Genomic DNA, 22,341 nt, shown 5'->3' with positions numbered 1-22,341 from the left:
CAAATATACCATATAAGATATCTAGTGATCTATACCAATTTTCCCAAGGCATTTCTTTTTTCCCAGGTCCGTGTGTTTCCTATTTTTAAGACAGTTGTGGTAAGCTTAATCTAGATTATTTAAAAAGAAAGCGGGAATGACAGATGATTGTAACAAACGATCAAGAATTAGAAGGCCTGAAAAAAATCGGAAGAATCGTCGCGCTTGCGCGTGAAGAAATGAAGCGAAAAGCAGAGCCCGGCATGAGCACAAAAGACCTTGACCTTATCGGAAAAGCTGTGCTTGATGAGCATGGCGCCGTTTCAGCTCCTGAGAAGGAATACGATTTTCCAGGTGTGACATGCATCAGCGTAAATGATGAAGTGGCTCACGGCATACCAAGCACTTCCAAGATTTTAAAAGCAGGGGACCTTGTCAACATCGACATCTCCGCTGAATTTGGCGGGTTCTATTCCGACACAGGCATCTCATTTGTACTCGGTGAAGGAGAAGAACGCCTTCATAAGCTTTGCCAATGCGCGGAAGACGCTTTTCAAAAGGGCCTTCAGCAGGCAAAAGCAGGCAAGCGCCAAAACCAGATCGGAAGAGCCGTTTATCATGAAGCACGCTCTCAAGGCTTTACCGTCATCAAAACACTGACCGGCCACGGAATCGGCCGCAGCCTGCATGAAGCGCCGAACCACATCATGAACTATTATGATCCGTTTGATAACGCGCTTTTCAAAAACGGCACAGTGATCGCGCTTGAACCGTTTATTTCTACGAAAGCGGAAACGATTGTTGAAGCTGGAGACGGCTGGACGTTCAAGACGCCGGATAAAAGCATGGTTGCCCAAGTTGAGCACACGATCGTTATCACAAAAGACGAACCGATTATCCTGACGAAGCTGTAAAACACATTCCGGACTTCCGGCAGGTTTAGCCTCCTCGAATTGCAGGTAAAACAACATTATTCTGCACGAGGAGGACTTGCAATGAACAGAGATCAAGAAAAAATCCAAATTGAAAACGAAATGAACGCGATGCACGGCACAACAAAAGAAGACATTTTAAAAGACTTTGAGGAATTTAAAGACTACTTGAAAAAACAAGTCAATCGAGGCAAAAAGCTGGGATTGGATGACGGCAAGCTGGTGAAAAGCGCCGCGATCCTGGGAGACTACCTCGCAAAGCATGAAGAGCCGCAAAACGGTGAAGAAATGCTGCTGCAAGAGCTTTGGAGCATTGCGGACGAAAATGAGAAAACACATTTGGCACAGCTTCTGGTCAAATTGGTTGATAAACAATAAAACATGAGCCGGGCGATATATGCGCCCGGCTTTCTTGATATTGTCACAGCCCGGCTCTTCCAGATATGCTACACTACTATTATGTCTGTGAAAGGAGCCTCTATCTGCATGTGGTTTATCATTTTTGGCATCATTTTTTTCATTGAAGGCATCTTAATAACCGTTTACGGCGTAAAGAAAAAAAACGGGATGCTCACATATATCGGCATTGTTTTCGCCATTATGACATTTGGCGTTGTTATGCTCAAATTGACCGGCCATTAAATCATATTCGGCTTTTACTCCGCATATACATACAGAAGAACATTCGCATATCTAGTGCGAAAGGCTCAGTTTTCCCCACATCTCTTTTCAGCATCTTTTTATAGATGTTACAATGCCAATCGTTTCGAAATCAGATAGGGAAAGGAGTTTTCTGACATGCATTACGGCAGTAAAGGCTGGTATGTGGCAGAACTAAAAAAGCAGGGGATCACGCACCATGAGGGAAGAAAGCTTCAAAGCTATAAAACCTATTTTCTTGCCAACCTGCTTGAAACAAAGAAAAAACAATCTTAAAGATGTCAAAGCCGCGCACGTTGATATGCGCGGCTTTTTTCTATTCAACCGGCAGCAGCCTGGCCTTTTTTTTCTTAAAGGACGCTCTCCAGCTTTTCGATAGGGCATCCTCACTTAAAATCCGGTCAATGGCGGTGAGATTTTTTGCATCATGATAGTTGATGCGGTTGGCGAACTGGACGGAGATGCCTTTCTCTCCTCTGGACAGCAATTCAAGCTTGGCGCCTGGTGACACCCTGCCCTCCTCCAGCACGCGAAAATAATACCCTGTATAGCCTGTTTGCTGAACCTTCAGCACCATTTCTTTTTCGCCAAACTTTTTCGCCAGCTTTACACACGGCTGGCGCGGCTGGCTGACCTGAACAACAGCTTCATCAAGCTTGAACACATCCCCTATGCAAACTGTCTCCTCAGTCAGGCCCGCGACCGTCAAATTTTCTCCAAATGCGGCGCTTGGCAGCGGTCTTGAGAGGAACTCTTCCCAAAACGGATAATGCTCCGCCGGGTAGACGCAAACAGCCTTATCAGGTCCGCCGTGGTTGACGATGTCCGCCTGTCCGTCTCCTTCAAAATTCTCGCGGTGCAGCATAACGGCGGAATCAGCCGGCCGCTTCATGATGCCGGTTTCGATCTTCTTTCCGTCATATTCAAGCGTCTGCGGTTTTCCCAGATTAAGAGAAAGAACTGTATAGCGCTCTGGTTTCATGCGAACACATCCCCTTTACAGGCTGTAAAATAATTGATTATCATAAAAAGAAAAGGTGGTTTTTACATGCTTCAATACCGAATCATTGTAGACGGCCGGGTTCAGGGTGTGGGCTTTCGCTATTTTGTTCAAATGGAAGCTGATAAACGAAAACTGGCCGGCTGGGTCAAAAACCGTGATGACGGGCGTGTTGAGATGTTGGCAGAGGGGCCGGAAAACGCCCTGCAATCGTTTCTTGAGGCTGTAAAGAAAGGAAGCCCTTTCTCAAAGGTTACCGACATCTCTGTCACTGAATCCCGCAGACTCGAAGGCCATTATCGATTTGCCATTGTTTACTCATAAGGCTTATCCTGATAAAAGTAATTCGGCTTAACGATTGAGTTGTCATAGGATCGGTGGAAGATATGAGTGGCGGCGGGTGAGATCGGCGGAATCAGCCACGTCCAATCCCCCGTCAGCTTTCTGCCCGCTTCTTCCTCCTGTTCTTCAAACCGTTTAAACTGGCTTGCGGCTGTATGATGGTCAACGATGCTGACCCCCTGTTTTTTATACGAATGCAGCACAGCCTTATTCAATTCAACAAGCGCTTGATCCTTCCATAAATCCGTATTGTAATCAGCGGCGATGCCGATCACGGACGCTACTTTTTTGAGCTTGTCGTACCGCTTTTCATCTGCGAGGTTTCTCGCTCCGATCTCCGTGCCCATATACCAGCCGTTAAACGGCGCGGCATTATAATGAATGCCGCCAACCTCAAGCTTCATATCAGAAATGATAGGCACGCCGTACCACTTCAGCTCCAAGTCAGAAAACGCATCGATGTCGGGATGTGTGATTGGAACCTCGATCACAAGTGAACGCGGCAGCTCATACCAGACCGGCTGCTCGTCGCCTTTCATGCGAAAAATGAGCGGCAGCAGGTCAAAATCCGTTCGCTCTCCGCGCCAGCCGAGCTCTTCGCAGGCTGCTGTCAGGGAACGGGAAGCCGGGTCGCCGATTCTTTCTCCGTCTGACTCATATCCGGCATACCGGACCAGCTGATGATTCCAGATCTCGACTTGCTTTTCACCCTTCTCTTCCGGAGGGAGAATCGTAATGGTCGGCCTGATTTTCCCGTTATTGGTGGCGGTTTCAATATGGTGAAAGAGGGCGTCACGCACTTCCTCCTTCGTCCGAACGTCTCGTCTGTCGATGACATTTAGCGAATTCCAGAACAACCTGCCGATGCAGCGGTTGCTGTTTCTCCAAGCCATTTTCGCTCCGTGCTCCAGCTCTTCCTTCGTATGTACATAGCTTCCGGTCCGGTCAATTTCACTTTTAATGTCAGCAAGACGGTCTTTCACTTCCTCCTCCTTTCCCAATTCCTGATAGCATGCGGCAATAAACGCTTTCGCTTCATTCCAGAGTATTTCTTTTTCTTCCAACAAACTCTCCCCTTCACTTCACTTCATGCTTTTCATTGTATCGTTTTTAAGCGGCAAGACAATGATTTTTCTGCAACTTCTTGGAAAACAATAAAAAACACCCGCGTAGTGCGGGTGTCAAATAGACGATAAACGGTTTGCCAATTCAGTTAAGTCACGACGAAAGTTTTTGCCGGTCATCGGTATGCCGTGCCCGGTCAATAACGCTTCCGGTTCAAGAGCGGCCAGCTTTAGAATGGACTCCGCGGCCGTCTCTGTGTCAGGCGTGAAATAAGCCGGCGGCCCGTGAAGCTCCTGTTTTTGAATCAAGACGTCAGCCATTTTCTCCTGCTCCACCGTAATAACAGCATCGCCTGCCACAAGCACGCGGCCATCATCGCGGAATAACGAAATATGGCCCGGCGTGTGTCCCGGTGTCGCAATCCACATCCACTCATCAAGAAATGGAACTGAGCCGTCTTCCGGCAGTTCATGCACCTGTGAGGAAATATCGATGGAATGCCGCGGAAACAGCGGCGACAGCTTGGCGACCAGCCCGCTCTTGCTGTCAGGACGAGCTGGAGGATACCCCTCTTTGCCTGTTACATAAGGCATTTCCCTCGAATGGACATAAACAGGTACATCCCAATGCTCAAGAATCTCTTCGATTGCTCCGATATGGTCAAAGTGCCCGTGTGTAAGGATAACCGCCTTCAGCTGAAAACCTTCACCAAATCTTTGCTTGGCTTCATTGACAATCATGCCGGCTGATTGGGGCATACCGGCATCAATTAAAACAAATGAGTGAGGATCAGAAGGCAGCTGAATAAAATAGACATTCGCAATTTGCACAGTCAGGCCGTGCACCCCTTTTGCCGCTTCGAACCCCGTTCCGCTTCTGACCGAAGTCAGCGGCATATAAGGATCACCCATAATGACACCTCCGGAATGTTGTATGCCGTTAGTGTGTGTCATTACGCCTGAATTATCATAAGGAAATAGAGATCGCACCGATCAATAGAGCGATAGCCGTCATGACGATCACTGCGAGAACCGCCCATTTCAATGCGAATTTTTGGTGGTCGTCAATAGAAACCCCGACAAGCCCGACAAGCAAATGAGTGGATGGCACAAGCGGACTCAGCATATGAATCGGCTGGCCGATAATAGAGGCTCTGGCAATTTCAACTTTATCCACACCGTATGCGACAGCTGTTTCTGATAAAATCGGCAGCACCCCGTAGAAATACGCGTCATTCGGCATCAAGAATGTAAAAATGCCGCTTGTTAAGGCCACAATCGCCGGGATCAATCCACCCATTTGTTCCGGTATCATGGACACGAGCGAGATCGCCATTTCATCAACCATTTTCGTGCCTGTCAAAATACCCGTGAACACCCCGGCCGCAAAAATCATTGAACCAATAGCCAGCACGTTGCTGGAATGCGCCGCGATGCGCTGTCTCTGATGCTCGAGATTGGGATAATTCACAATCAGTGCAATACAGAACGCAATGACAAACAGAACGGTTAAACTGATTTTCCCTGATACTAAACATCCTATTAAAGAAAGCGTCAACAATAAATTGAACCACCAAAGCTTCGGCCGCTTCCACTCATCTTCAACCGCTGCCGCCGTTTCATTGGCATTGGCCGGCTGTTTCAGTTCAATCACACCAAGGCGCTTTCGTTCCGCTTTTCCAAGCACATACGCAACCGCCACCATGCAAAGCATCCCGCTTGCAATGACAGGAATCATCGGCCCTGTAAGCTCAGCCGGATCAACCCCCAGCGCGCTCGCCGCCCGCGGCGTCGCGCCACCCCATGGAATCGTGTTCATGATTCCCATGCCGACGCCCGCGATTCCCGCCAGGATAATTGGCCGGATGCCAAGCAGCAAATAGAGCGGGAGCATGGCGCTTGTCGTAATCATATACGTTGTCGAACCGTCGCCGTCCAATGCGACGAGCATCGTCAGAACCGCTGTCCCGACAACAATTTTTAAAGGGTCCCCTTTGACCATGCTTAAAATTTTGCCAACCATCGGATCAAACAGTCCTGCATCAATCATAATTCCAAAATATAAGATCGCAAACATAATCATGACAGCTGTCGGCGCGACTTGCTGAATCCCCGAAATCATCATGTCCCCAACTTCAGTAAATCCAAATCCGGCGATCAGCGCAAACACAATCGGCGTTAAAACCAATGCTGTTAAAACAGAAAGCCGTTTTGTCATGATCAATGCCATAAACACAAGCATCATGAGAAAGCCTAAGATTGCTAACACATCCATTCCCCCTTAAATGAATCCGCTTACATTTTTTATCCCTTACTCCCCTTTTGTCTTGCCTTTTTGCCATCGTATGGGAAAACCAACCGCAAGTAAATAATTTGGTTTTTTTGTATTTTTAATTTTTTAAAACCGTTTTGTTCTTTTTGATCATTTTCCGGCATGAAAAAGATCCCGACATCCGGGATCTTAATTTCCTGTCATTATACTTTGATAAAAAGCGGATTGCTGTTCAAGAAACCGTTTCGTTTCCCTGCTGTTCAAATAAAAGCTTTCCCAGTCCTGTTCGTTTATTTTCCGCCTCCATTCAGGTGAGGAGGTGACCTTCTTGAGCGCTTGGTCCCAGTAAGAAATCTCTTCCTCGGACATATTTTTCGGGCCCAAAATCCCTCTCCAATGAGAAAAAACAAACGGGATTCCCTGCTCCTTCCACGTCGGTACCTTTGGAAAACCGGGAAGTCTTTTATCAGATGTTACAGCGGCTAACGTGATATCACCGTTTCGTTCATATGGTTTCGCTTCAGAAAGGGTCATGGAAGCTGCTTCTATCTCATGTCTGATCAGCGCCTGAATGAGCTGTTCACTGCTGTCATACTGTAAAAATTGAATGTCAAAAGGGTCAATACCGTACATATCGGCCGCTCTGGCGAACGAAAGCTGATCATCATTGCCAAACCCCGGGGCAAAGCCGATTTTCACCTTGCCGGGATGCATGTTGATCTCATTTAGCACATCCTTGCCGTTTGTTAACGCTGATCCTTTTGGCAATGCAACTGTCTGCCATTCCTTGGAGAGAATGGCGAGCGGCGTAAAATCGGACATTTTTAATTTGCTTTGCCCGAGAAGATCATTGCTCAATATTAGGCTGGACGTCATGCTGATGGTTTGTTTGCTGCTGTTGTTGACATATTTCCAGCCTTTCTCTCCCCCGCCGCCTGGTTTATAGACGATATGAACATCCCCCTTCACAATCTGCTTCTTGCTCAAAACAGATTGAATCGCCTGCGCTGTGACATCCCAGCCGCCGGAAGGCTCAGCGGGGACAACAATTTCTATCGGCCCGTCCGGCAGGCGCGGCGCAGCCGCCTGCCTGATATCACCCTGCATAAAGATCAATAGAAAAATCAATAGGATTATAGATTGTTTCATATCTATTTCGCCGCCAAATAATATTTTCTCTCCGGCCTGCCGATAATCCCGTATTCAAGCTCGGCTCTTGCTTCTTCCTTTGACACAAGGTACTCGGCATAACGGCGGGCAGTTGTTCGTGACGCCCCCATTTTTTCCCCGAGTTCCTCCGCTGTCAATCCTTCTGACGCCGTCCGAAGCGCTTCCTTAATTTTTCGCAGTGTAATCGAATTAATGCCAGTCGGCAAATTCTCTGCCGGCAAAGATGTCTTCACACCGTTTCCAAAAATATGATCGATCATGGACTGGCTGACCTCCGGCTGAGACATGAGCAACTTTCTTTTTTCTTTATACTGAAGCAGCACCTGCCTGAACTTGTCAGCCGTTACGGGTTTGATTAAATAGTGGGCAATCCCCGCCCTTAGCGCTTCCTGCAAATGACGGGTTTCTGTTGCCGCTGTGATAATCATAATGTCCACTTCAGGAAATCGGCTTCGTATTTCAGGAATCAATGCGGTCCCAAGCTCGTCCGGCATATAAATATCCAGCAGAAGCAAATCAGCCTTGTGTTCCTTCAAAAGCGCCATTGTCTCTTTGGCGTTGGCCGCTTTGCCGATAATCTTGAATCCATCAAGCTGTTTAATCAATCTCTCATGGATTTGCGCAACTCGAAAATCATCCTCCGCAATCGCGATGTGAATCAAATGGATTCCCCCCTTGTTTCTCCTTCGGTATAAACACAGTGAAAACCGCCCCGCCGTTTTTTTGATTCGCCAGTTCGATCCAGCCGCCCAGTTCACGCACTGAGTCTTTCACATTGGCCAGACCGTAGCCTCTCTTCATCCCCTTTGAAGAATAGCCTCTCTCAAACACAGCTTCCATCTTATCTGGCGGCACACCCGTTCCTGTGTCTGATACTTCGATGACAATGTCACGGCCCATATCCGTGATAAAAAACAAAACCTCCTTCACGCGTTGCTCCGCTACAGCTTCGAAAGCGTTATCAATTAAATTGCCGATAATCGTAATAAGATGGGACAAACCGATATGTGCAGGAAGAGGCGCGAGTGAGCTGTTTTCATCAATCACCAGCTTGACCTTCTTTTCCGATGCCTTGCTTATTTTCCCTAACAAAATCGCCTGCACCTGCTGCGAATGGATGTTATGGAATAAAAGATCATGCTGCTCATTTTGTATCGCGTATTCCTCTTTAATCAAATCAATGGCTTCATCATATTCCCCAAGCTCAAGCAGCCCTAAAATCGCGTAAAGCTTATTTGAAAACTCATGAGTCTGCGCTCTGAGATCCTCTGAATATTTACGAACCTCTGTCAATGTGTCAATCAGCTTCTTCAGCTCTGTTTTCTCCCTGAAGCTGACGACAATCCCATGCGCCTGCCCGCCTTGATTCATCACTTTTGTATTGATAATAAACACCTGATCGTTGACGCTTACCTCCTGATTCGGCGGTATTTCACCTTGTTCAAGCACAGACATCAGCCCGGCTCCCGGCATGACTTCATCTATGGGAAGATGGATCACAGGCTCGGGCAGCCTCAGCATCTCGGCCGCCGACACGTTCATCATGGTGACGACGCCTTCACGATTGGTGGCAATGATCCCTTCTCGAATCGCCAAAAGCATTGCGTTCCTCTCACGATATAGCGCCGCGATCTCATGCGGTTCAAGCCCAAGCGTATCCTTTCTGATGCTTTTGGCCAGCACGGCGGCGCCGGCAAATCCGAGCAGCAGCACAAGCACGGCAATCACGCTCAAATTTCTTAAATGTTTTTTGATGCTTTGCTCTGTCTCCGTTTGCAGAAAATCAACAGACACGCTGCCAATCACTTGGCTGTATCCCTTCTGCTCTTTCATAATCGGCGCGCTCCCTCTGATCACTCTCCGTCCATCCGCTTTTGTTGCAGAAACATGCGAGCCGCCAAACAAAATCTCTCTGCTGCGCTCCAGCTTCTCTAGACCGCTTTTTCCAGAGGCGCTGCGAATGTCTCCTTTTTCGTCCAAGATATAAATGGCATACGCGCCAGTCTGTTCTTTCATTTGTTCAATGACGTCTTGCGTCTCAGCGGCATGTCCGCCTTTTCTCTCAATGAGCTCTTTAGCCGGCGGCATATAGGAAATGGTTCTCGCCGTTTGAACCGCCAGCTGCTCCGCCTGCCTCCGTTCTTCCTGTGTATGCTGAACGGCTAACGTAATGGTCAGCACACCAATGACAAAGACCAGCAGAGCCGCAATCAGCCCCATTATTTTTGTTTGCAGGGAAAAATGGAACCGCTTTTTCACCAAGCACCAGCCGTCCTTTCTACCTAGATCATACCATTTTTCACAGGAAATTTTCTCATTTTTCAAAATCCGTTTTCTTGCGAAGGAGTGAAAATAAAAAAAAGGCAGACCGCGTCTGCCTTTTTCTTTCTACCATATTCCTAGTACTTTCCACCATAATCCGCCGATCACAAGCCATACGATGATATGAACAATCGACAGGATAAATCCGATGGACCACCATTTGCCTTGCGGGATATAGCCTGCTCCGAAGAAGACCGGCGCCGCTCCAGAACCGTAGTGGGTCGTTGATCCAAACAGGTTGCTGAAGAACGCGAGACTCAGCGCTGCTAAAAGCGGCGGTGCGCCCGCTGCCACGACGACAGCCAAAAATGCAGAATACATCGCACTAATGTGTGCTGTCGCACTCGCAAAGAAATAGTGTGAATAGAAATACACAACAATTAGGATTAAGAATGCTACAATCCAAGAGAATCCTGATACTGAGGATTTCATGGCGTTACTGAACCAAGACACCATGCCTAATTCATTCAGGAAGTTGGCCAGCATGACAAGCGCCGCAAACCAAGTGAGCGTATCCCAAGCGCCCTGTTCCTTTTTGATATCATCCCAAGTCAGAACCTGTGATAATAAGAGAACGGCCAAACCGATCAATGCGGTTGTGGTTGCGTCGATGTTGAAGCTGCCGCCAAAAATCCACAGCACAAGCACTAAAAGAAACACAATAACCATGGAAAGTTCTGATTTTTTGAACGGTCCCATTTCTTTCAGTTTTTCTGTTGCGATTTTCGCTGCATCCGGTGTTTCTTTAATTTCCGGCGGGTACAGTTTGTAAATCACAAGCGGCGTGATGATTAAGCTTACAAGTCCCGGTACAATCGCGGCAATTGCCCAGCTTGTCCATGTTAAGTCCACCCCTGCGACATCATGGGCCAGTTTGGCAATCAGCGGGTTCGCCGCCATCGCTGTCAGAAACATAGCAGATGTGATCAGGTTCCCCTGAAAGCCGGTTTTTAATAAGAATGCACCGATTTTTCTCTCTGTTCCATTTGCCGGGCTTGATCCGAATGTTTCGGATAATGATCTGATAATAGGAAATATAATGCCTCCTGCACGCGCCGTATTACTTGGAATGGCAGGTGAAAGTATTAAATCACTGAACAGCAGTGAATAAGAAAGTCCAAGGGTTTTTTTCCCGAATTTCTGAACGAATACATACGAAATTCTCGCACCGAGCCCGGTTTTGATAAATCCCCGGGAAATAAAGAATGCGATCACGATAAGCCAAATGGTCTTATTCCCGAATCCGCTTAATGTATCCTCAATGGATAGTGTTCCAGTTAGTGCAGTAACCGCCAATGCAAAAATTGCAATTGCACCCATTGGCAAGGGCTTGGAGATAAAGCCGATAATTGTCGCGACAAAAATCGCAAACAAATGCCAAGCTTTAGGTTCAAGTCCGGACGGAGCGGGAATAAACCAGATGATTAGTCCCACAGCGACAGTAATAAGCAATGGAACAAGCTTTACTGCTGACTGTTTTCCTGCGTCTTTTTCTGAAGCCATAAATAGGTCTCCTCCTATATACTTGTTTTCCGATCCCCTTTTCCATTCTACTCCTTAACTAAGTTAATAAACATTTTAATTAATTAAAAAACACAAAGGTTAGCACCCTTTGTGTTTTTCACTTTCTTAATTTAATTTACCCGCACCCGCTTGATTTATAACATTCGATTTCACATTAGCAGAAGCATCAATCGATCCATGCAGAGACGGCGTCCAGCCGACAGAAGAGCTCAGCCCGTTTGCAGCCGATGCGTTGATCTGTGCGCCGTTCAGCAATGTGCCTGAGTCATATAAAGCCGTTCCCCCGCTGAATACGCTGATCGTTTTAGCAGCTGACAGTCCCGGTACGTCAATGACATTGTTTTGGGCATAGATTTTAGAAGACTTTCCGATTCCCCACGCGTAACTGAAAGGATAACTTGAAGAGCTTGTGCTTCCTTCATAATAGTTGTTGTACACGTGCACTTGCCCGAAGCGGACTCTCGGCGCGCGCTGGACAATATTTTTATAGCGGTTATGATGCAGCGTAATTTTTAATTTGCCGTCATCAGAGGTTTTGCTGTCACTCGATCCGAAGATGGAGCTTTTATCATGATCGTGATAATAGTTGTAAGACATCGTAATATAGTTAGCACCGTTGGAAGCATCCGTTTGGCCGTCATGGTGCTGATATTTTCTTCCATAATATTTCGGTGATGTGCTGTCCGGACGCGAGCCGTCGTTAAACGTACAGTGATCGATCCAAATGTGCGTACCGCCGTTTATCGTGATGTTGTCGTATTGTGAGTTCCAGTTCCCTGAGCTTCCGTCAGTCGGATCCCATTGCGGAAAATAATCATAGGCATCCTGGAATTCAATGTTGCGGATAATGACGTTATCACTCTTGATTTGGAAATTTCCGCCCACGACTTTGGCGTTAGTCCCTGAACCGACGATTGTCGTGTTTGCAGGAATATCCACCATGACCCGTGCTTTTTGGTTTTTTTGAGAGCGTGCTCTCGCTTCTTCTTGTGTGCCCGACGGCTCTTTTTTGCCCCACGTGCTAGGATCATAGGCTTTCAAATATTTGTCCAAATCGTACTCCGGATCTTTATAGTCATTTAGGCCAAGCGGCTTCAGATTGTCATCTACGTTCATGTCAATCGTTCCCTTGATATAAATGATTTTTGGTGTTGTGTTGGTATCCTTCCCTAATGCCGAGACAAGCTGGTTTCTGTTGCTGACGGTATATACATTCGAAGATGACGCTTTTGATCCGCCTGTCGTACCGGTTGAGTAGGCGCCCCAGCCATCATTGGATCCTAACGTCTGGTGGCCTAAATCAGCTGCGTTCGCGCCAGCTGGAGTCAACCCTAAAAACAGAGCCGTAGCTAACATCACTTTTTTCATTCACTATGTACCCCCATTTTCTGTTTTGTGAGATTTTATTCCAGTTTCTCACAAAAATATAATAGCAAATTGAGGGACATCCAGAACCGAAAATGTTCCGCTATCTTATTGCGGCATTCTGCAGAAGATCCGCCGCAAAGACCGCAAAAAAAACCAAAAGGCCGTCAATTGGCCTTTTGGTTTTTTCCCCTGCTTTATGCCCAAGCTTTCACTTTTTCATTATCTGTCACAAAGAGAAGCACTTTTCCTTCATCTAAGCGTTTTTCAAATTGAGCGGCTTCATCTTCAGAAAAACCGATTTCGTGAATTTTATTGCGGAGCTCGTCTCCTTTTTTATTGAAGATATTTCCTACCGCGTGCTTCAAACCTGTTTCTTTGGCTCCGATCGTGTTGGCATTCGTGTTGTCTGCCAGGCGTTCCGTTCTGTCATCGTCGTGAGCTAAGACGTATACATCCTCTTTCGCCACACCCATTTGCTGTAATTCCTCTACATCCTTCATGAGCTGTTCGTCATTTGTATACTCTTTTACAACTGGTTTCATTTCGATATTCCTCCTTCTTGTTTTCTATATTTCTTTCATACCCGTTCGTCTGTACCTGAAACAGATTCCAGAACATTGAAGAGAAAAACAGGAAGAATGGTAGTAGCTATTTATTTTCCGTCCATGGTAAAGTGATAGGACCGGGACCCATTTTCAGAAAAGTCAAAATCTAAGAGAAGCCGCTGCACGGAGCACACGACCATGAATTGCTGCCTTTATCCGTACGAGCAGGAGGTATGTCTAATGCAATATTTTTCACCAGAACAGCAATACAATGCTTGGATTGTAAGTGATTTAGTCAAACAGATTTTCCATAAGCGTGCCGGATGTTCGCCAGGAATTCACGAGCTTGCAGTTTTTGCCGAGGAGCATTTTGATATCGATATCGACTTTGTTTTCTCGATTATTATGAATATCGGCGATATTGAGTTTGCGCTTGCGGACGAAATAGAAATGAAATTGTCCGGTTATCTCAACACTCTCCTCCCTTATGTCACTGCTGAGATGTTCGAAACCTCTAAAGCCAATGCCCATGCGTTTTTGTCTCGAAGACACGGTAACGCTGCATACCACTTATTTGTATCTGATGATGCTTTTATGAGAAAGCAGTGAAAAAGCGGCTTTCTTTACTAAAAAAATATTGACATGATAAGCCATGCTATTATAGTGTTACATGTGATAATGATTCTCATTACTAAAACTAAAAAAAGGAAGAATGACATGCGCACCTATTCTAACAAGTTGATTGCCATCATGAGTGTTTTATTGCTCGCCTGCCTCATTGTATCCGGCTGTTCATCAAGCCAGAATAACAACGGAAGCAGCGAAAGCAAGTCTAAAGATTCCAGAGTGATCCATGACGAAGAAGGAAAAACGACAATAAGCGGCACACCTAAGCGGGTGGTTGTGCTTGAGCTTTCATTCTTGGATGCCGTTCACAATCTCGGCATGACGCCGGTGGGCATCGCCGATGACAACAAAAAAGATATGATTAAAAAGCTTGTCGGCAGCTCCATTGATTACACATCTGTAGGCACACGCAGCGAACCGAATCTTGAGGTCATCAGTTCATTGAAGCCTGATTTAATCATCGCTGACGCTGAACGCCATAAAAACATTTATAAACAGCTGAAACAAATCGCCCCGACGATTGAATTAAAAAGCCGTGAAGCGACATATGACGAAACAATCGACAGCTTTACAACCATTGCAAAAGCATTAAATAAAGAAGATGAAGGAAAAGAAAAGCTTGCCGAGCACAACAAAGTCATCAACGGCCTGAAAGCCGAACTTCCGAAAGATGAAAACCGCAACATCGTTCTCGGCGTTGCAAGAGCGGATTCCTTCCAGCTTCATACATCATCATCCTATGATGGAGAAATCTTTAAAATGCTCGGCTTTACACACGCTGTGAAGTCAGATAACGCCTATCAAGAGGTCAGCCTCGAGCAATTGAGCAAAATCGATCCTGATATTTTGTTCATCTCAGCCAACGAAGGCAAGACCATTGTAGACGAGTGGAAAACGAACCCGCTCTGGAAAAATCTCAAAGCGGTGAAAAATGGACAAGTCTATGATGCGGACCGTGACACTTGGACAAGATTCAGAGGCATCAAGTCTAGTGAAACAAGCGCCAAAGATGTGCTTAAAAAAGTGTATAATAAATAGGACAAATGAGAAGCGAGGGGAAATCCTTGCTTCTTCGTTTTTGCAACCAGACGCAGTAAGGAAGTGAGACTGTTGTATCATTCAGCCAAACGGCGCTCATCATCAAGACTGATGATGTTCATCATTGCACTGATCATTTTTATATTTGGGCTTGGGCTGAATCTTTCAGTAGGAGCCTCAGACATCGGCATCATAGATTCATTGAAATATCTTTTTGTATGGGACGGTTCAAAGGAACAGCTCATCATCTCTACTCTTCGCCTTCCCCGCACATTAATCGGCGTTTTTGTCGGCGCCAGCCTAGCTGTAGCAGGGGCGCTGATGCAGGCTATGACGAGAAACCCTCTGGCTTCACCCCAAATTTTCGGTGTGAATGCGGGTGCATCGCTTTTTGTCGTTGCTTCTCTCGTCATTCTGCCGGCATCGCCCTATTCTTCTGTTCTTTTCGCTTTTGCGGGTGCGGCGGCAGGCGGCGCGATTGTGTATATGATTGCCTCATCCGGCGGCATGACACCTGTCAAACTGGCGCTGTCAGGAATGGCCGTGCACTTGTTCCTCTCCTCCATGACACAGGCCATCATTATTTTAAATGAGTCAGGTGAGGATGTTCTGTACTGGATGACAGGCGCAATCGACGGCAGCAACTGGCAGGACGTCTTGACCATCGCTCCGTTTTCTGTCATTGGCATCGGGCTTGCTCTCGTATTTTCCGGTTCTATTTCTGTTCTCGGTCTCGGAGACGAAACAGCAAAAGGGCTTGGACAAAATATGAACGGCATCCGGATTCTGATCAGTTTGATTATTTTAATCCTTTCCGGCGCTTCCGTAGCCGTCGCCGGGCCGATTGGCTTTGTCGGGCTGCTCGTCCCGCATATTGTCCGCAAGCTGATCGGAGAACATTATCAATACGTGCTTCCGTTTTCGGCACTGTTCGGTGCCATTTTGCTGGTGTACGCAGATGTTCTGGCCAGATGGATTGCATTTCCTTATGAATCACCGGTCGGCATTGTCACCGCGATTATCGGAACGCCGTTTTTCTTATATTTGGCAAGGAAAGGGCGACACCTGAAATGAAGAAAACAACCAGAAAACAAAAACGCCCCTTGCTGGCGATACTCATATTGGCCGTGATTTTGATCGTTCTGTCCGTCATCAGCATCGGAATCGGTGCATTATACATTTCACCTGAGGCGGTGGTGACGAATTTGCTGGGTCTGGATCATTCCTTTGAATTTATCATCCAGCAATATCGGCTTCCCCGCATTATCTTAGCGATTCTGGCCGGTGCAGGTCTCGCCGCTGCCGGAGCGATTTTACAGGGCGTGATCCGAAATCCGCTTGCTTCCCCGGACGTTGTCGGCATTTCAAAAGGGTCCGGACTTGCGGCGATGGCTGTGATTCTCATCTTTCCTGAGTCGCCGGTATACGTGCTTCCGTTCTCCGCATTTGCCGGAGCAGCCATTATTGCTGTACTATTGTTAATGATAGCCCGAAAAAAGAGCATTCAGCCCTCTTCACTGGCTTTATCAGGCATTGCCTTAGGCGCGGTCTGCCACGCCGGAATGCAATATATGATGGTCAAGTTTCCGGGCGACGTGAATGCTGCACTCATTTGGCTGACAGGCAGCCTCTGGGGAAGAAACTGGGAAGAAGTCAAGCTGCTTGCGCCATGGCTTTTGATTCTTTTTCCGATCGTCTGCATTCTCATACCGAAGCTGGATCTTATGTCACTCGGTGATGAGCTTGCGCAGGGTCTCGGAGAAAACGCAAACCGGCTGAGATTCATCCTGATTTTCACCGCGGTTGCGCTGGCGGGAAGCTGTGTAGCCGTCGTCGGCTCAATCGGTTTTATCGGCTTGCTTGCTCCGCATATTGCCAGACGGCTTGCCGGAGAAAAAGCTAAATATTTACTGCCTGCATCGGCATTGATTGGTGCTATTATATTATTAATTGCAGATACTCTAGGGCGCGGCCTCATGCCTCCGGTTGAAATACCTGCCGGAATACTGACAGCCGTGATTGGCGCGCCTTATTTCTTATATTTATTGAAATTCGAAGCGAGGAAACAGTAGGGAGAGGATACCATGGGAAAACTGGCTGCAGACCAGCTCACTCTTTCATATGACAGCACAGTGATTATTGACGGAGTCGACTTAAAGATAGAAGAAGGAAAAATCACTGCGCTCATCGGCGCTAATGGCTGCGGTAAATCAACAATCCTCAAATCGCTCGCCAGGCTGATGGCCCCGAAAAGCGGTACAGTGCTATTAGAAGGGAAAGACATCCACCGCCAGCCGTCAAAAGAAGTCGCAAAAAAGCTGGCCATTCTTCCACAAGCTCCTCAGGCTCCTGAAGGATTAACGGTAGAGGAATTATGCTATTTCGGCAGACATCCTCACAAAAAGCTGTTATCCAAGCATACGCAAGAGGATCACGACATGGTAGAGTGGGCGCTGGAAGCAACAGGTTTGATTGAACTGAAGGATCGGACACTTGATGCCCTCTCAGGCGGCCAAAGACAAAGAGCTTGGATTTCCATGGCACTTGCCCAAGGAACCGATTTGCTTTTGCTTGATGAGCCGACCACGTACTTAGACATTTCACATCAAATTGAAGTGCTTGAGCTGCTGAAAAAGCTGAACCGCGATCATGGCCGCACCATTGTCATGGTGCTCCATGATTTAAACCAAGCCGCTCAATATGCTGACTATCTGATCAGTGTGCTGGACGGAAAAATATATAATGCCGGAACGCCGGAAGATGTATTTACCCAGCCATTTTTCCGTGAAGTCTTCGGCTTGGAATGCTGCATCATGAGAAGCCCGATCGACCAGAAGCCAATGTGCCTGCCGACGGGACTATGTCCGAAATTACGGGCGAAATGAAAAGGAGAGGTAGATCCTCTCCTTTTTATTTTGCCAGCTTACCTTTTGTATTTCCTCTCCTGTCCATGTTACAGTGGTGTCAACCAAGTGATAGGAGGATGAAAATGACAGCATCTCAGCAGCAAATTCAATTAGCAAGACGTCCGCAAGGTGTTCCTGTTCATGAAGACTTTCGCTTTGAAACCGTTCCGGTTCCTGAACCGAAGCAAGGGGAAGTGCTTGTCAAAACGCTATATATATCGGTTGATCCCTATATGCGCGGCCGTATGCAGGATACGAAATCATATGTTGAGCCATTCGCTTTAAATGAAGCGCTCTCTGGCGGGGTTATCGCTGAAGTTGTGTCAGACGGGAATCATCTAAAAAAAGGCGATATCGTCATCGGAAACCTCAGCTGGCAGGAATATTCCGCGGTAAGCGAGTCTGCCTTGCGAAAAATTGATACAAGCCTTGCTCCCGCTTCTGCCTATCTCGGCATTTTGGGGATGACCGGCTTAACGGCATACTTCGGATTGCTGGACATCGGGCGCCCGAAGGAAGGAGAAACCGTGGTTGTCTCCGGAGCTGCGGGAGCCGTCGGTTCAACAGTCGGGCAAATTGCCAAAATCAAAGGCGCGCGAGTTGTCGGTATCGCGGGCTCTGATGAAAAAATCGACTATTTAAAACAGAAGCTTCAGTTTGACGAAGCCATCAATTACAAAACAGCGGATGATATCCAAAAAGCGCTTCAAGACGCATGTCCTGACGGTGTCGATGTGTATTTTGACAATGTCGGCGGACCGATTTCAGACGCGATCATGAATCTGCTCAATGAATTTGCCCGCATTCCGGTGTGCGGCGCCATTTCTTCCTACAATGCAGAAAGCGAAGCAGATGACATGGGCCCGCGTGTCCAATCAAAGCTGATTAAAACCAAGTCGCTGATGCAAGGCTTTATCGTCAGCGACTACTCCGATCGTTTTCCTGAGGGAGCAAAACAGCTGGCCGAATGGCTGAAGGCTGGTAAACTCCATTACGAGGAAACCATCATAGAAGGCTTCGAAAATATTCCTGATGCGTTTCTCGGCTTATTTAAGGGAGAAAATAAAGGGAAACAGCTGATCAAGGTCAGCGATCCGAGCTGAAGATGAAAACGGGAGGGCTTTTTGCCCTCCTTTTGTGTTTATTGAGGTCAGCTGCGAAAAATCAGCGTAAGAAAACCATCTTCATCTGGTTTCGTGTCCTCCAAAATGAACCCTGCTGCCTGAAAGCAGGCTAAACTGATTCGATTGTCTTCTTCGATGCATGCCACCCATTCCCGCACTTTAGTAAAATCAGGTTCGGTCAGCAGCTTTTGTAATATCCGTTTTCCGTACCCTTGAAGCCGGTACAAAGGATTGACGATCAATCCAATATACGTCCGCTCCTCCCCGAACTCAATAACGGCCATTCCTGCCGGCAGCTGCCCATCATACGCCATGATGATGGTATCGTGTTCATCTTTATTTACTCGTGCATACCACTCATCTAATGGCAGCATCCCATCCATTCTCCGCCTGGTATCCTCATTTTCAAACCAGTGTTCAAGGATTTTAAGCTCTGGCTCTTTCACTGCTTGAAACCTGTCTATTGAAGCCATCTTCCCACCTCCGAGCGAAACCTTTTCTAGTATTTTACAACAAAAAAGAAGGGCTTTTCGCCCTCCTTTTTATTTCGTCTTCAGTTTTCCGCCTGCATACACAGCTTCACTCAGCTCAACACCAAGCTTCTTCGCCGTTTTTTTCAGCTTTGATTCCTCCAATTTTGTCACAAGGCTCAGCACGTTGCCTTCTTTTCCGGCCCGGCCTGTTCGTCCTGATCTGTGTACATAGCCATCTTCATCAGGAATATCAGCATGAATCACGTATGGCAGGTTTTCTATGTCTAAGCCGCGTGCGGCAATGTCAGTCGCCAATAAAAGCGGGAACTCTCCGTCTTCGAATGCGGCAATGATTTTAGCCCGCTCCATTTTTTTCGCTTCGCTGTGCAAAACGCCGAGTTCAACGTGGTGATATGCCAGCTTTTCGGCATATACGCTCAGGTTGCCGATATCTCTCACAAATACGAGCGCCTGCATGCCTTCAAGCCTTGACAGCTTTTGCAGCAGTTTTACTTTGTCACGCTGGTCGCAAATGAGATATTGATGCTTCACTTTCCCAGCTTCCGTCTTGCTTCGCTGCACCTTCAACACCTCAGGCTCTTGCGCCAATTCGCGGAGCACATCCTCTGTTTCCTTTTTGAGGGTGGCTGAGAAACAAAGAAGCTGGCGGTCTCTCAATGTTGTCTTAATGATTTGCTTAATCGTTTCGCGATGCTCCGGCAGGACGAGCTGATCCGTTTCATCAAGCACGATCGTTTTCACTTCATGCATTTTGAGTTTTTTTGCTTTAATCAGTTCAAATACCCTGCCCGGCGTGCCGACGATGATATGCGGGTGTTTTTTCAGCTTTTCGACCTGCTTCTTCACATTCGCCCCGCCGATTAAGGAAGCGGCGCGCAGCTCTGAGCCCGCTTTCCAATCCTGAATCACTTGAAAAATCTGCATGACCAGCTCACGCGAAGGCGCTAAAATGACTGCCTGCGGATGCTTCTGGTCCGGCTTGATCCGCTCCAAGACCGGCAGCGCATACGCCAGCGTCTTCCCTGTGCCTGTCGGCGATTCCGCGATGACATCCTTTCCGTCCATGATCAGCTGGGCAGCCTGCTCCTGTACAGGAGTTGGCTTTTGAAAGCCGGAAGCCTTCCAATTCTCTTGTATAAATGATTGTGCATTATGTAAAAATGGCCAAGTTTGCGTCATTTTTGTTCTCCTCAATTCCTGAAATCTATTCCATAGTATCTCAAAACCTCGCCCGGAACGCAATTTTTCTTTTTCTTTCCTATACCTTTCAACATTCCGAATCCTCCTTTATAATCAAAAGGGTGAATATTACACGCCGATTGAGCGTGTTTGATAAACGATAGAGGTGTAAACATGAGTATTTTATCTGTAAAGGATTTAAGCCACGGCTTCGGGGACCGGGCCATTTTTAATAACGTTTCCTTCCGCCTGTTAAAAGGCGAGCACGTCGGGCTGATCGGCGCAAACGGTGAAGGAAAATCAACCTTCATGAATATTATTACCGGAAAGCTTGAACCTGATGAGGGAAAAGTCGAGTGGTCAAAAAATGTCCGTGTCGGCTATCTTGACCAGCATACCGTGCTTGAAAAAGGAAAATCCATTCGTGACGTCCTGAAAGACGCGTTCCATTATTTATTTGCGATGGAAGAGGAAATGAACGAGATTTACAACAAAATGGGCGAGGCTGATCCCGATGAGCTCGAAAAGCTGCTTGAAGAAGTCGGCGTCATTCAAGACGCGCTGACTAACAATGATTTTTATGTCATTGATTCCAAGGTGGAAGAAATCGCCCGCGGCCTCGGCTTGAGTGATATCGGTTTAGAGCGAGATGTCACTGATCTAAGCGGTGGACAGCGCACAAAGGTTCTTCTCGCCAAGCTGCTTCTTGAAAAGCCGGAAATTCTGCTTCTCGATGAGCCGACCAACTATCTTGATGAACAGCATATTGAATGGCTGAAACGCTACCTGCAGGAATACGAGAACGCGTTCATCCTGATTTCCCACGATATTCCGTTCCTAAATAGCGTCATCAACCTGATTTATCACGTTGAAAATCAAGAGCTGACACGCTATGTCGGCGACTACCATCAGTTTATGGAAGTCTACGAGGTGAAGAAACAGCAGCTTGAAGCGGCCTACAAAAAGCAGCAGCAGGAAGTCGCAGAGCTGAAGGATTTCGTTGCCCGCAACAAAGCGCGCGTCAGCACGAGAAACATGGCGATGTCCCGCCAAAAGAAACTCGATAAGATGGATATGATCGAGCTTGCGGCTGAAAAGCCAAAGCCGGAATTCCACTTCAAGCCGGCGAGAACGTCAGGCAAGCTGATTTTCGAAACGAAGGATCTCGTGATCGGTTACGATTCCCCGCTGTCCCGTCCGCTCAACCTCCGCATGGAGCGCGGCCAAAAAATCGCCCTTTACGGCGCGAATGGGATCGGAAAAACGACGTTGCTGAAAAGTTTACTTGGCGAGATCCAGCCGCTCGAAGGTTCGGTTGAACGCGGCGAGCACATCTATACCGGCTATTTCGAGCAAGAGGTCAAGGAAACAAACAACAATACGTGCATTGAAGAGGTATGGAGCGAATTCCCTTCTTATACGCAGTATGAAATCCGTGCCGCACTGGCAAAATGCGGACTGACGACAAAGCATATCGAAAGCCGCGTCTCCGTATTAAGCGGAGGCGAAAAAGCGAAAGTCAGATTGTGCAAGCTAATCAATTCGGAAACAAACCTGCTGGTGCTCGATGAGCCGACAAACCACTTGGATGTCGATGCCAAGGAAGAGCTCAAGCGCGCCCTCAAAGAATACAAAGGCTCGATTCTGCTTATTTCCCACGAGCCAGAGTTTTATATGGATATCGCGACAGAAACATGGAACTGCGAGTCTTGGACAACGAAAGTGCTTTAAACCGAAGAAAACCCGCCTGCTGAAGGGCGGGTTTTTTACTGCCATTTTTTCTGAACGATTCTCA

Annotated in this window: 25 protein-coding genes; 12 read left to right on the top strand and 13 right to left on the bottom strand. The window is 47.2% G+C overall.

What is annotated here, in order from left to right:
- The first annotated feature begins 143 nt into the window (after window positions 1-143).
- The 4 genes from map to JQX68_RS04295 all read left to right on the top strand — a co-directional run bounded on the left by map (window position 144) and on the right by JQX68_RS04295 (window position 1,847).
- Window positions 144-893, top strand: coding sequence for a type I methionyl aminopeptidase (gene map / locus JQX68_RS04310; protein ID WP_003223067.1), 750 nt, complete (start codon window positions 144-146; stop codon window positions 891-893).
- 81 nt (window positions 894-974) lie between these two features.
- Window positions 975-1,289: a DUF3243 domain-containing protein gene (locus tag JQX68_RS04305; protein ID WP_014663189.1), complete on the top strand. Its 315-nt coding sequence runs from the start codon at window positions 975-977 to the stop codon at window positions 1,287-1,289.
- Between the two features lie 108 nt (window positions 1,290-1,397).
- Entirely contained in the window at window positions 1,398-1,553 is a 156-nt protein-coding gene (locus JQX68_RS04300) for a hypothetical protein (protein ID WP_014663188.1), read from the top strand.
- A 156-nt stretch (window positions 1,554-1,709) separates the two neighbouring features.
- Entirely contained in the window at window positions 1,710-1,847 is a 138-nt protein-coding gene (locus JQX68_RS04295) for a YflJ family protein (protein WP_003239885.1), read from the top strand.
- A 40-nt stretch (window positions 1,848-1,887) separates the two neighbouring features.
- Here the strand turns inward: JQX68_RS04295 and JQX68_RS04290 are convergent, their stop codons facing one another.
- A complete protein-coding gene (locus tag JQX68_RS04290) occupies window positions 1,888-2,553 on the bottom strand; it encodes an MOSC domain-containing protein (protein WP_205440547.1) in 666 nt (221 codons plus the stop codon).
- A gap of 66 nt (window positions 2,554-2,619) precedes the next feature.
- On the opposite strand from JQX68_RS04290, the gene JQX68_RS04285 reads away from it, so the two are divergent.
- A complete protein-coding gene (locus tag JQX68_RS04285; protein ID WP_205440546.1) occupies window positions 2,620-2,895 on the top strand; it encodes an acylphosphatase in 276 nt (91 codons plus the stop codon).
- Here the strand turns inward: JQX68_RS04285 and nosA are convergent.
- The 10 genes from nosA to JQX68_RS04240 all read right to left on the bottom strand — a co-directional run bounded on the left by nosA (window position 2,886) and on the right by JQX68_RS04240 (window position 13,175).
- A complete protein-coding gene (gene nosA, locus JQX68_RS04280) occupies window positions 2,886-3,977 on the bottom strand; it encodes a nitric oxide synthase (protein ID WP_103031728.1) in 1,092 nt (363 codons plus the stop codon). The genes JQX68_RS04285 and nosA overlap by 10 nt on opposite strands.
- A gap of 117 nt (window positions 3,978-4,094) precedes the next feature.
- Entirely contained in the window at window positions 4,095-4,889 is a 795-nt protein-coding gene (locus JQX68_RS04275) for an MBL fold metallo-hydrolase (protein ID WP_103031727.1), read from the bottom strand.
- A 55-nt stretch (window positions 4,890-4,944) separates the two neighbouring features.
- Window positions 4,945-6,246, bottom strand: a complete 1,302-nt coding sequence (citM, locus tag JQX68_RS04270) for an Mg(2+)/citrate complex secondary transporter CitM (protein WP_040083754.1) — start codon at window positions 6,244-6,246, stop codon at window positions 4,945-4,947.
- A gap of 35 nt (window positions 6,247-6,281) precedes the next feature.
- A complete protein-coding gene (locus JQX68_RS21845) occupies window positions 6,282-6,413 on the bottom strand; it encodes a hypothetical protein (RefSeq protein WP_052438176.1) in 132 nt (43 codons plus the stop codon).
- 25 nt (window positions 6,414-6,438) lie between these two features.
- The gene (locus JQX68_RS04265; RefSeq protein WP_136655026.1) at window positions 6,439-7,398 is read right to left on the bottom strand and encodes a tripartite tricarboxylate transporter substrate binding protein; all 960 of its coding nucleotides are present in this window, start codon (window positions 7,396-7,398) and stop codon (window positions 6,439-6,441) included.
- A gap of 2 nt (window positions 7,399-7,400) precedes the next feature.
- The gene (gene citT / locus JQX68_RS04260; protein ID WP_014663181.1) at window positions 7,401-8,081 is read right to left on the bottom strand and encodes a two-component response regulator CitT; all 681 of its coding nucleotides are present in this window, start codon (window positions 8,079-8,081) and stop codon (window positions 7,401-7,403) included.
- Entirely contained in the window at window positions 8,053-9,681 is a 1,629-nt protein-coding gene (gene yflR, locus JQX68_RS04255) for a two-component sensor histidine kinase CitS (protein ID WP_071581249.1), read from the bottom strand. The genes citT and yflR overlap by 29 nt, the downstream gene beginning before the upstream one ends.
- 126 nt (window positions 9,682-9,807) lie before the next feature.
- Window positions 9,808-11,244 carry an anion permease gene (locus JQX68_RS04250; RefSeq protein ID WP_040083848.1) on the bottom strand — a complete coding sequence of 479 codons (1,437 nt, stop codon included), beginning with the start codon at window positions 11,242-11,244 and terminating at the stop codon, window positions 9,808-9,810.
- 126 nt (window positions 11,245-11,370) lie between these two features.
- Window positions 11,371-12,633: a pectate lyase gene (locus tag JQX68_RS04245; RefSeq protein WP_134975822.1), complete on the bottom strand. Its 1,263-nt coding sequence runs from the start codon at window positions 12,631-12,633 to the stop codon at window positions 11,371-11,373.
- A 194-nt stretch (window positions 12,634-12,827) separates the two neighbouring features.
- Window positions 12,828-13,175 (bottom strand): YflT domain-containing protein, encoded by a 348-nt coding sequence (locus tag JQX68_RS04240; RefSeq protein WP_014663177.1) that lies wholly within the window; start codon window positions 13,173-13,175, stop codon window positions 12,828-12,830.
- Window positions 13,176-13,418: 243 nt separating this feature from the next.
- Between JQX68_RS04240 and JQX68_RS04235 the strand changes: the two genes are divergently transcribed.
- The 6 genes from JQX68_RS04235 (at window position 13,419) to JQX68_RS04210 (ending at window position 18,852) form a co-directional block, all read left to right on the top strand.
- Window positions 13,419-13,787 carry a DUF3212 family protein gene (locus JQX68_RS04235; protein WP_069149158.1) on the top strand — a complete coding sequence of 123 codons (369 nt, stop codon included), beginning with the start codon at window positions 13,419-13,421 and terminating at the stop codon, window positions 13,785-13,787.
- Window positions 13,788-13,895: 108 nt separating this feature from the next.
- Entirely contained in the window at window positions 13,896-14,843 is a 948-nt protein-coding gene (yfmC, locus tag JQX68_RS04230; protein WP_205440545.1) for a Fe(3+)-citrate ABC transporter substrate-binding protein YfmC, read from the top strand.
- Between the two features lie 72 nt (window positions 14,844-14,915).
- A complete protein-coding gene (fecD, locus tag JQX68_RS04225; RefSeq protein ID WP_040083854.1) occupies window positions 14,916-15,917 on the top strand; it encodes a Fe(3+) dicitrate ABC transporter permease FecD in 1,002 nt (333 codons plus the stop codon).
- Window positions 15,914-16,915 (top strand): Fe(3+)-citrate ABC transporter permease YfmE, encoded by a 1,002-nt coding sequence (yfmE, locus tag JQX68_RS04220; RefSeq protein ID WP_040083856.1) that lies wholly within the window; start codon window positions 15,914-15,916, stop codon window positions 16,913-16,915. The genes fecD and yfmE overlap by 4 nt, the downstream gene beginning before the upstream one ends.
- A 12-nt stretch (window positions 16,916-16,927) precedes the next feature.
- Window positions 16,928-17,728, top strand: coding sequence for a Fe(3+)-citrate ABC transporter ATP-binding protein YfmF (gene yfmF / locus JQX68_RS04215; protein ID WP_205440544.1), 801 nt, complete (start codon window positions 16,928-16,930; stop codon window positions 17,726-17,728).
- Between the two features lie 104 nt (window positions 17,729-17,832).
- Complete coding sequence (locus JQX68_RS04210) at window positions 17,833-18,852, top strand: NADP-dependent oxidoreductase (RefSeq protein ID WP_205440543.1); 1,020 nt, start codon at window positions 17,833-17,835, stop codon at window positions 18,850-18,852.
- Between the two features lie 47 nt (window positions 18,853-18,899).
- Here the strand turns inward: JQX68_RS04210 and JQX68_RS04205 are convergent, their stop codons facing one another.
- Window positions 18,900-19,346, bottom strand: coding sequence for a GNAT family N-acetyltransferase (locus tag JQX68_RS04205; RefSeq protein WP_014663170.1), 447 nt, complete (start codon window positions 19,344-19,346; stop codon window positions 18,900-18,902).
- 69 nt (window positions 19,347-19,415) lie between these two features.
- Window positions 19,416-20,546, bottom strand: a complete 1,131-nt coding sequence (locus JQX68_RS04200; protein WP_103031719.1) for a DEAD/DEAH box helicase — start codon at window positions 20,544-20,546, stop codon at window positions 19,416-19,418.
- A 174-nt stretch (window positions 20,547-20,720) separates the two neighbouring features.
- On the opposite strand from JQX68_RS04200, the gene JQX68_RS04195 reads away from it, so the two are divergent.
- Window positions 20,721-22,277 (top strand): ABC-F family ATP-binding cassette domain-containing protein, encoded by a 1,557-nt coding sequence (locus JQX68_RS04195; protein ID WP_014663168.1) that lies wholly within the window; start codon window positions 20,721-20,723, stop codon window positions 22,275-22,277.
- Window positions 22,278-22,341: the final 64 nt, after the last annotated feature.

Origin of the sequence: Bacillus sp. LJBS06 (assembly GCF_016924995.1) — a bacterium.
GTDB classification, from domain to species: domain Bacteria; phylum Bacillota; class Bacilli; order Bacillales; family Bacillaceae; genus Bacillus; species Bacillus stercoris.
The sequence above is the reverse complement of the archived record's forward strand: the minus strand, read 5'-3'. Positions and strand labels throughout refer to the sequence as shown.